We start from the raw sequence: 9241 nt of genomic DNA, 5'->3' as shown, positions 1-9241 counted from the left end.
GCTCCAACTCCTTCTCCATGGACTCCTCCTCGTCTGGAGCCCATGAGGTGTCACACCGGGGAGCACCTCGTCACGACGGGGCACGGCGAACAGATACGATTCACCGGGCCGTGTCGCCCCAGGACTTCCCCAAGCGCGTGCGCGGGGTGGACGGCGGGGATGCATGGCACGTGTACCGGCACACCTTCGCCGTCCTCCACTACAAGGCGGTGCTGGATGGGACGATGGAGAAGGAGGATCTGCACCAGATGCTCCGCCACAAGCAGCCGTCCACTACGTACACGTACCTCAACGCCTTCAATGTGGAACTGAAGGGCACGAGCAAGGGGGTTGAGGAGAGCTGGCGAATCCAAGAGCAGCTGCAGGAGCAGGCCATCCGCGAGCACAGCGGCAGAGGCCTCAGCCGCAAGGACTCCAGCGAGTAGCTCCCCCCACCTCCGTGCGCAGGCTGGCGTGGCTCTGGAGCACTGCCGAGCCCGCGCCGGAAGATCCATTCACTCCCCACAGGAACCACCAGACATGAGCGAGAAGAACGACAAGACGAAGGACACTCCTGAGCTTCGCGTTGTGCACGGCCAAGGGAAGACGAAGCGCCGCGCCTACGAACCGACGCCGGCCGAGGCACGCAAGAAGACGAAGGAGAGCCTCAAGGAGGCGGCGCAGGCCCTGGCACACCTCAGCAAGGCGATGGGCCACGCCAACAAGGCCTACGAGGAGTTGGCCGCATTCACCCGTGCGCTGCCCTCTGGGCTCGAAGGGAAGCCGGGCCGTAGACCCACCACCTTCGCCCTCGAAGCCGTTGCCGCAATGCTGAAGGCGCGCGCCCGGCTCAGTGAGGCCAGCGACGTGACGCGAGAGGCGGCCGACGAACTCTCAGCGCGGCTGGAAGGGCAGGAACGGGATGACGACTAAGCGCCTGAAGACGCTCTCGAAGAAGAAGCCCCGGGCCAAGGCTCAAGAGGAACTGCCCCTCACGGAGACGCCCACGCTGGGCGCCCTCTTCGCGTGGTACGAGAAGGCCTTCCTCCGGCACCAGAAGCGCCACACCCAGAAGGCCTACGCGAGCACCTTCCGCCTGGCTCTGGAGCGCTTCGGGCACCACGCCAAGCCGAGCCGGGGGCAACTCCAGGGCTGGCTCTCCGATCGCCTGGGGCGCGCGGAGATTCTGCCCGGCACGGCCAACATGACGAAGGACCACCTGCACACAGTGTATGCGCGCGCGCGGGACTTGAAGTGGCCGCTGCTCCTGAATGCTGGGGCCTTCCAGCGCTTCCCGGCGGCGCCGCGCAAGCCGGAGGGGCTCAAAGACCCGGTGCGCAGTTGGGCGCGCATGCTCGCGGCGATGCCGGATGACCGGGCCAGAGCCTTCCTCTGCTTCCAACGGCACGAGGGCGGGATGCGCGTGAGCACGGCGCTGGGAGTGGAGTGGCGGCACATCCGCTGGAACGCGGAGGGCGGCCCGGAGCTGCACGTGCAGCAGCAACGCGACCGCAAACTCATGAAGCCGCACTCGCTGAAGAACGACGCCAACAGCCTCGTGTTCCCTCTCTCGGAGGAGACGGTGCACTACCTCCGGGAGACGCGGAAGGCCCTCATGCGCGGGCAGAAGCTCTTCGGCGCCAAGCGCGGTCGCCTCGCGGGCGGCCTCGGCCCGGACGGGGAAGCGTACGGGTGGATCTTCCCCTACAACGGCACGTACGTGGAGAAGCTCGAGGAGAAGCTGCGCGCGGCCTGCCCGGAGGAGTTCCCCAAGGCCATTCGGGGAGTGCGCCCGGGCAAGCTCTGGCACCGCTTCCGCCACACCTTCGTCACCGAGGCGGTGAAGGCCGTGGGCGTGGAGAAGGCGAAGACGCTCACCGGCCACAAGTTCGTCAACACCCTACAGCTGTACGCCGACAACTTACGAGGTAAGGAGGTGGATAGAGACGCGCTGGCAGCGGTGAGGCAGGCGGCGAAGCAGCAGCAGGAGGTGGTGAACAACTTGGTGCAGAACCGTCCTGGGTAATTTGAACGGGCGCAAACTTCAAATATCCCTGGAAGGAGAAAACACGTGGAAAAACGAGGGAATGGCGTTGGGTGTATTCGACTTCAAGTTTCCGTGCCCCGATACAAACCGTCCGCAGTGGACTCTGTATAGGGAACGCAGCGCCTACTCGGGGCTCGATCAACGCAGAGTTTACGAGGACGCATTGGGGGGACCCGCTGTGCTCATTGCTCCCAAGAGCGGAATGGTTCGATGAGGGAGAGCATTCCTGTCATCCGCCTGCGGACGAAGGACGGAGTCTTGGCGGCACGAGACGGCGTCGTCATTTGTTTTTTCATGCGCCGCTCCCACCCAGAAATTGCTCTCGACATCTGGCGCGCTTTGCAGACCTATGTCCGAGCCATACCGCAGCAGTCCTTGTCTTGGTACGCCTCGAATGAGGGAGACATGCTCCCGCTGGATGACAAGGGTTGGGAGGCTGTTCGCCATACCTTGCTGGAGCGAGCAGGGCCAGAACGCGGAGGCTGGAACGTTGAACTGGACGATAATCCCAGTGAGACGGGCGACTACCATTTCGAATATTGCGGTGTGAGGCTCGATCATCCGATGTTCTCGCATGACGAGGAGGCGACCAGCGGGGTGGCGTTCTCCTTTCCCACCGAATACCTCTTGGAGCACGGTCCTGCCCACCTGCGCGCTCTGGCGCTCCAACTGGCGGGCGAACTGCCCTTCAGCTTTGGCTATGCCAGCCTCGCGTTTGTTGCTCCACGGGGGTTTTGGTACTCCGCGCGCAAGGAACTCCTCGGCTTGCTTCCCCGCTACCTGGGCCTGGATCTCTACGATCTCAGTGCCACCAGCCGGGTCATCGGCACGCGCGCCCGAGGGGCCTACTGGCTCACTTTCCTCGGACAGCCACTTCTGGGCGAGCTCGGTGGACTGGAGGGGCTGCGTCCGAAGCTCGCCTTCCCGGACGTCGCCTTCGAGCCGATGGAGGGCGAGCGCCTGCTGATCACCCTGGGTGAGTGGCCGGACCCCATCGACATTGAGAAGCAGCCGCACCTGCCGCAGTACAAGGCGCTGGCTCACCTGCTAGAGCCCTTCATGTATGAGGAGCGCAACGGATGGTTCACGCCCCTCAACAAGGACAACATGCGACACTGGCTCCGGCGTCTCTGCCAGTGAGTTGCTCCTGGCGGAAGACGCCAGGGCTCAGCCGCGGAACTCGCGAGGAGTCTTTCCGGTCCAGCGCTTGAAGGCCCGGTCGAAGGTGCTCAGCTCCGAGTAACCCAGGAGGAAGGCCACTTCGCTGACGCCCAGGTGTGGGTCTCGGAGGTATTGCTGGGCGAGTTCGCAACGCACCGCGTCGACGGCATCCTGGAAGGTGGTCTGGTGCTCGGCAAGGCGGCGCTGGAGGGTGCGGGCGCTGACGTGGAGCTGCTTGGCGAGGGTCTCCATCTTGGGAGCGCCGTCGCGGAGGGAGCCGCGGATGGCCTCGTGCACGCGCTGGACGAATTCGGGCAGGGCGGGGGTGGGCTCACGTGCGGGAGGGGTTCCGGCGGCACGCTCGAGGACAGAGAGCAGCACGGGATCGCCTGAGACGACAGAGAGGTCCAGGGTGGAGGCGGAGAGGGTGAGGACGTTCAGGCCGCCACCGAAGGAGGGGGTGACCCCGAAGTGGGCGGTGAGGGGCGCGAAGTCAGGAGGGGCGGGGTGGGCGAAGGAGATGGCGAGCGGGTTCCACGGCTGCTCGGTGAGCTGGCGGCCTACGTGGACGAAGAGGGCGAGGCCGAACTCATTGGCGTGGCGGCCGTAGGAGAGGGGCTCGCCGGGGACGCCGTAGGTGAAGGTGCCAGTGGAGGCGTCCTCGGAGAAGGAGGCGACCATCTGGTCATTGAGGAGCGCCATGTACCGGGCGAGGCGGCGGAAGGTGTCTCGCAGGGTGGGGGAGGCCCGAGCGATGTACTCGACGAGGCCGTAGGTGCCGCGCTTGAAGGCCTGAGCCACGTGAAGGCCGATGAACGCATCACCCGAGCGCTGCTCGGCGGTATCGAGGAAGGCGCGGAGGGTGGAGAGCGGGAGACTGAGCTCGGGCAGCGACTCCGCGTCGGGAGGCAGCTGAAACTGCTGGATGAGCGGGCTCGGGTCCTGGCCGCGAGCGCGCAGCCAGCCGAGGAACGGGCCCACGAGCTGGGTCCGCACGGCCGGGGAGGAGGAGCCCTCCATCTGGGAAGTCGGCTTCGCCAAGCGAGGGCCAGAGGCTAGCGTATTTCGCATGGACAACCTCGCGCACTCGCTCGTTGGCGCCTGGATGGGAGAGGCGGGCCTCAAGCGGAAGACCCCGCTGGCCACGCTGACGCTCGTGCTCGGCGCCAACCTGCCGGACATCGACGGCTTCACCGTGCTGGGAAACTCGGACACCTCGCTCCTGCTGCGCCGGGGAATCACGCACGGGGTGCTCGCCCTGGCTGTGCTGCCGTGGATGCTCGCGGGCGCGGTGAAGCTGGGGGACACGTACCTCCGCCGGAGACGCCATCCGGAGAAGGAGCCCGCACGGTTCTGGCCGCTGCTGCTGCTCTCCTACCTTTCCGTGTTCAGCCACACGCTGCTGGACTGGATGAACAACTATGGCGTGCGCGTGCTCATGCCCTTTGATGGGCGGTGGTTCTACGGCGACGCGCTCTTCATCATCGACCCGTGGATGTGGCTGCTCGCGGGAGCCGCCGTCGTGATGGCGGATGCGCGCGCCCGCTGGAGCATCGCCGGATGGCTGGTGCTCGGCGTAGCGACCACGGGGCTCATCCTTTATACGGACCTGACGCCGCTCCCCCTGAAGGCCCTCTGGCTGGTGGGAGTCGCCGCCGTCGCCTCTCTGCGAATCCGAGGCATCCACTCCCTGCGCATCGAGCGCGTGGCCACGGTCTGCGGCATCACGCTGCTCCTCTATATGGTGGCGATGTTCGCGGGCTCGCGGCTGGCGGAGCGGCAGGTGGCGGAGTGGCTGCGCCAGCAGGGCACCGAGCCGGAGCGCGTCGCCGCAGGTCCACTCCCCGCCAACCCGTTCACACGCGATGTGATTGCACTGCTCCCAGGCCGCTACGAGTTCATCGAGCTGGACTGGCTGGCGGGAGAATCCGGGCGCTTCCGCACCAGCCATCCTCCCATCCCTCGCGAGGCCCCCAGCCCGGTCGTCCAGGCTGCGCTTGCCGCTCCAGAGGTGAAAGGCTTCGTGAACTGGCTGCGCTTCCCCACCTACCGAGTGGAGGAGCAGGCAGACGGCTACCGCGTGGTCCTCCAGGACGTGCGGTACTCGCGGACGCGCAGTGGCATCGGCACGGAGGTGGTGGAACTGGACCGGCAGCTTCGCCCGCGCTGAGCCGCGCATATACTCCGCACCTCTCCTCCCATCCCGAGCGCTCCGTGATTGAAAGCGAGGCGGCTGTCCCCGCCGCCACCACTGAAGAACGCTGGTCCTGGCCCCCGCTGTTCGGCCTCCTCGAGGTCCCGTTTGGCGCCGCCGTCGGCTTCCTGCAGACGGCCGTGCCCTACTGGCTGTCGAAGGATGGGATGCCGCTCGCGGACATCGGCCTGCTGTCCGGGACGGCCTTCTCTCCCCACGCCTGGAAGCTCCTGTGGGTGCCGCTCATCGACCTGGGGCCCTGGCGGCGCGTCTGGTACGGCGTCTCCACGCTGCTCACCGCCGTGCTGCTCCTGGCCTGCGCGCTCCTCCCGGAGCCCGCACAGCACCTGGGGCTCTACACGCTGCTGCTCACCGCCCTGCAGGCCGCCGCGACCACGGCGCATGCCGCGCTCAATGGGCTCATGGCCATCACCACCCGCCTGGAGGACAAGGGCCGCGCCGGTGGCTGGCAGATGGCGGGGAACGTGGGGGCCACGGCCCTCCTCGGAGCGCTCGCCATCTGGCTGGCCAGCACGTTCTCCCGGGAAGTGACGGGAGTGGTGCTGGCCACCTTGGTGCTCGTGAGCGGCGCGGGCATCTTCTGGATCTCCGAGCGCCAGGACGAGAAGTCCGCGGCCCCGGCCTCGCTGCTGCGCGCCACCTGGGAGCGCGTGAAGGGCATCGTGCAGGATCTCTTCCGCACGGCCTTCAGCCGGGATGGCGTCATCATGCTCGTGCTGTGCCTGATGCCGGTGAGCTGTGGCGCCCTCACCAACCTCTTCAGCGCGATGTCCGGCGAGTACAAGGCCTCCGAGAGCACGGTGCAGCTCGTGAACGGGCTGGGCATGGGGATTTCTGGGGCGCTGGGCTCGCTGCTGGGGGGCTGGCTGTCGGATCGGATCAACCGCAAGCTCAACTACGCCCTCATGGGAGTCGCCACGGGGCTGTGTGCCCTCGCCATGGCGGCTGCGCCCATGACGGAGACGACGTACATCTGGGGCATTCTCGCTTACAGCTTCGCCAATGGCGCCGGGTTCGCGGCCTTCGCCGGCATGGTGCTGGAGATGGTGAGGTCCGGAGCGGCCGTCACGACCAAGTACACGCTCTTCGTCGCGGCCTCGAACTTCGCCATCAGCTACGCCACCGCGCTGGATGGCCAGGCCTCGAGCTTCCGGGGCCTGGGGGCTCGCGCGAGCGTGGGGTTCGACGGGCTCATCACCTTCGCGGGCATCGCCGGCATGGGGCTGCTCTTCCTGCTCTTCCTGCGCAAGAAGCCGCAGCCCGCCGCCGCCACCTGAGCCACCTCAGCGGTGGAAGTCGAGCCGCACCCACTCGCCCTGGGCCGCCCCCGGCTCGGGGGTGAGCCCGTGGGCGGTAAAGGCGGCCTCCACCTCGGCCTTCTGGTGCGCGAGCACGCCCGCCAGGATGAGCCGGTCCTTCACCTTCGGCGCAATCAGCGGCGCCAGGGCGATGAGCGTGTTGGCCAGGATGTTGGCCACCACCAAATCAAACGGCCCCTTCACCTGTGTCAGCTCCTTGCCGGACAGCTCCACGTCCGGAGTGCTGTTCACGCTGGCATTCTCGTGGGCCAGCTCCACGGACGTGGGGTCGTTGTCCGTGCCCACCACGCGGCCCGCGCCCAGCTTCTTCGCGGCGATGGCGAGCACGCCGGTGCCGGTGCCCACGTCCAGCACGCTCGCGCCCGGGTGCGAGCCCATGTACGTGTCAATCGCCGCCAGGCACAGCGAGGTGGTGGGGTGGTCACCCGTGCCGAACGCCATCTTCGGCTCGATGACGATGCGCACCTTGTCCTGGGGCGCCGAGTCTGCCTCCCACGGCGGGCCCACCCAGAGCCGGCCCACCTGCACGGACTTGATGAGCGCCTTCCACTCGTTGCTCCAGTCCTGCTGGGGCTTCTCCTCCAGGAGCACGCGGGCGTCCGGGAAGTCCTCGGCCACCTGGGCACGGACGGCCTCGGCCGTGTCCATGTCCTCGAAGTAGGCGATGACGATGGCCTCGCCGGGATTGGGGCCGCGCACGCCGGGCATGGGCGGGGCCTCCCGGTCGCGCACCTCGAGGCCCATGGCTCCGGACTCGTGGAGCACGTCCTGTACGGCCTCCGACTGATCCTCGGGCAACTCCACGGTGAGAGACAGATAGGTCTGGGACATGCGGGCCCTTTATCCCCGGGCTCGCTATGGTGGAAGGGCCATGAGACTGCTTCCCCTGGGTTTGCTCGTCTGGGTGTCCGCCTGCTCCGGTCCTCCCGCGCCGGATGGGGCCCTCTGTCAGGACGTCATCACCCGCATGTGCCTGGCGCGGACCTGTGAGGGAGTGAACGAGCAGCTGGCGCTGGGGTCCATGGACTGCCAGTCCACCTTGGAGGAGCGCACCGGGTGCGGCGCGGAGGAGTTCGCCTTCTCCACGCCCTCGCGCGAGCGGGTGCTGCGCTGCCGCCTGCCGCTGGTGCGCCAGGGCACGGATCCGAACAAGGCGCCCCGGTGCGAGGATGTGGATGAGGTGCTGGAGGACTGTCCGGACCTCACGGGCTTCCTGGGAGGGCGCCAGCCATGAAGTGGAAGCGAGGGATGGCCGGAGCGCTGATGCTGGCGGTGGGGTGCGCGCCGATGCAGGCGGAGCGCCGCGTCGAGCGGGGCCCGCTGCTGCGCACGTACTCGAAGGAGGTGACGCTGGGCGAGCGGACGCTGGCGGCGGACGTGGAGGCGAAGTGGCCCACGCTCCAGCTCCGCTTCGTCAGCTCGGAGGTGTGCCGCTCCGAGCAGCACGAGGAGTTCGTGGAGAACCTCATCACCGAGCACTACGAGCCCTCGGCGGGACCGGCCATCAGCGCGGGAGCGGCGAACACGGCGGTAGGCGCGGGACTGCTGCTGGCACGGCCTCTCTTCAGCACCGAGCCCAACCGCGACACCATCGACCGGGAGGGCCGCTACGGCGCGTCCTCGCAGAAGGCGGCGACGGTGTGGGGCGTGGCGCTGCTGTCGCTCGGGGTGCCGGCGCTCATTACGGGCATCATCCAGACGGCCCGGGCGGGCGAGGAGACACAGACGCGCAAGGCGGATGCGGTGGTGAGCCTGCGCGAGGAGTCCTGTCATCCCCAGCCGGCCACGGGCACGGTGGAGTTCGCCGGAGGCCCGGGCACGCCCCCGGAGCCGCGTGCACTCACGAACGGGACGCTGGAGCTCACGGCGGACGAGCTGCGCGGCATGAGCTTCACGGGGGTACTCGTGGGCGGTGAGCCCGCGGTCATCAGCGAGGAGGACCAGGAACTGCTCGCCACGTTCCGAGCCTGCAGCCGGCTCTTGTCGGAGCCCCTGGAGCCCACGGCGCTCGAGCAGGACGAGGCGGAGCACCTGCAGGCGCTGCGCAGGCGGGTGCTGGCGTGCAGGGTGCTGCCGGGTGCGCCCGTGGAGGAGCGGGTGAAGCAGCTGGATGCGGCGCTGGCGGCGAAGGGCACGAGCCCAGAGCCTACGGACGCGCCGACGGTGAACTCGTTCGAGGACGCGGTGGCGGCCTACCCGCAGGCGCTGAAGCTGTCGGAGGGCAGCCCGGACCTGGAGAAGCTGCAAGAGCCGGAGCGGCTGGTGGGGCAGGCCGTGCTGCTGCGCGGGGTGCTAGAGCGGCGCGAGGAGCAGAACATCGCGGTGGTGCAGGTGGGCGGCATGCGGGTGCTGGTGTTCGTGGCACCCGACCGGCTGTGGGCGCAGGACTTTCCGAGGGGCTCGCGGGTGGAGCTCGTCGGCGTGGTGATGGGGCAGCAGCGGCTCGGGTCGCTGGAGGCCCCCTTGGTGCGCGCCGTGTGGATGCGCACGGCGCTCTGATTCGGCTCCCCGCGCCTCAGC

10 protein-coding genes are annotated in these 9241 nt (G+C 68.1%); 8 read left to right on the top strand and 2 right to left on the bottom strand.

The annotated features are described in order from the left end of the window. The 4 genes from DB31_RS28845 to DB31_RS28830 all read left to right on the top strand — a co-directional run. Nucleotides 1-425, top strand: a 425-nt coding sequence (locus DB31_RS28845) for a site-specific integrase (RefSeq protein WP_205628579.1), incomplete at its 5' end; no start/stop codon positions are given. A gap of 94 nt (nucleotides 426-519) precedes the next feature. Then, nucleotides 520-912, top strand: a complete 393-nt coding sequence (locus tag DB31_RS28840; RefSeq protein ID WP_044193301.1) for a hypothetical protein — start codon at nucleotides 520-522, stop codon at nucleotides 910-912. Beyond that, nucleotides 902-2005 carry a site-specific integrase gene (locus tag DB31_RS28835; protein WP_052420325.1) on the top strand — a complete coding sequence of 368 codons (1104 nt, stop codon included), beginning with the start codon at nucleotides 902-904 and terminating at the stop codon, nucleotides 2003-2005. Before DB31_RS28840 ends, DB31_RS28835 begins: the two co-directional genes overlap by 11 nt. Nucleotides 2006-2284: 279 nt before the next feature. Continuing rightward, nucleotides 2285-3166, top strand: a complete 882-nt coding sequence (locus DB31_RS28830) for a type VI immunity family protein (protein ID WP_240486936.1) — start codon at nucleotides 2285-2287, stop codon at nucleotides 3164-3166. A 27-nt stretch (nucleotides 3167-3193) separates the two neighbouring features. On the opposite strand, the gene DB31_RS28825 is transcribed toward DB31_RS28830, so the two are convergent. Further along, nucleotides 3194-4258, bottom strand: coding sequence for an AraC family transcriptional regulator (locus DB31_RS28825; protein ID WP_240486935.1), 1065 nt, complete (start codon nucleotides 4256-4258; stop codon nucleotides 3194-3196). Here DB31_RS28825 and DB31_RS28820 point away from each other — a divergent pair. Together DB31_RS28820 and DB31_RS28815 are read left to right on the top strand one after the other, a co-directional pair. Continuing rightward, complete coding sequence (locus tag DB31_RS28820) at nucleotides 4257-5357, top strand: metal-dependent hydrolase (RefSeq protein ID WP_044193295.1); 1101 nt, start codon at nucleotides 4257-4259, stop codon at nucleotides 5355-5357. The genes DB31_RS28825 and DB31_RS28820 overlap by 2 nt on opposite strands. Before the next feature lie 44 nt (nucleotides 5358-5401). After that, complete coding sequence (locus DB31_RS28815; protein WP_044193294.1) at nucleotides 5402-6679, top strand: MFS transporter; 1278 nt, start codon at nucleotides 5402-5404, stop codon at nucleotides 6677-6679. Between the two features lie 6 nt (nucleotides 6680-6685). Here DB31_RS28815 and DB31_RS28810 read toward each other — a convergent pair whose 3' ends face one another. Continuing rightward, the gene (locus DB31_RS28810) at nucleotides 6686-7552 is read right to left on the bottom strand and encodes a 50S ribosomal protein L11 methyltransferase (RefSeq protein ID WP_044193292.1); all 867 of its coding nucleotides are present in this window, start codon (nucleotides 7550-7552) and stop codon (nucleotides 6686-6688) included. A gap of 40 nt (nucleotides 7553-7592) precedes the next feature. Between DB31_RS28810 and DB31_RS28805 the strand changes: the two genes are divergently transcribed. Next, nucleotides 7593-7955, top strand: a complete 363-nt coding sequence (locus DB31_RS28805; protein ID WP_044193289.1) for a hypothetical protein — start codon at nucleotides 7593-7595, stop codon at nucleotides 7953-7955. Further along, the gene (locus tag DB31_RS28800; RefSeq protein WP_044193287.1) at nucleotides 7952-9220 is read left to right on the top strand and encodes a hypothetical protein; all 1269 of its coding nucleotides are present in this window, start codon (nucleotides 7952-7954) and stop codon (nucleotides 9218-9220) included. Before DB31_RS28805 ends, DB31_RS28800 begins: the two co-directional genes overlap by 4 nt. The last annotated feature ends 21 nt before the right edge of the window (nucleotides 9221-9241 follow it).

Source organism: Hyalangium minutum (assembly GCF_000737315.1).
Lineage (GTDB): Bacteria > Myxococcota > Myxococcia > Myxococcales > Myxococcaceae > Hyalangium > Hyalangium minutum.
This window is presented reverse-complemented; position numbering and strand designations above follow the sequence as displayed.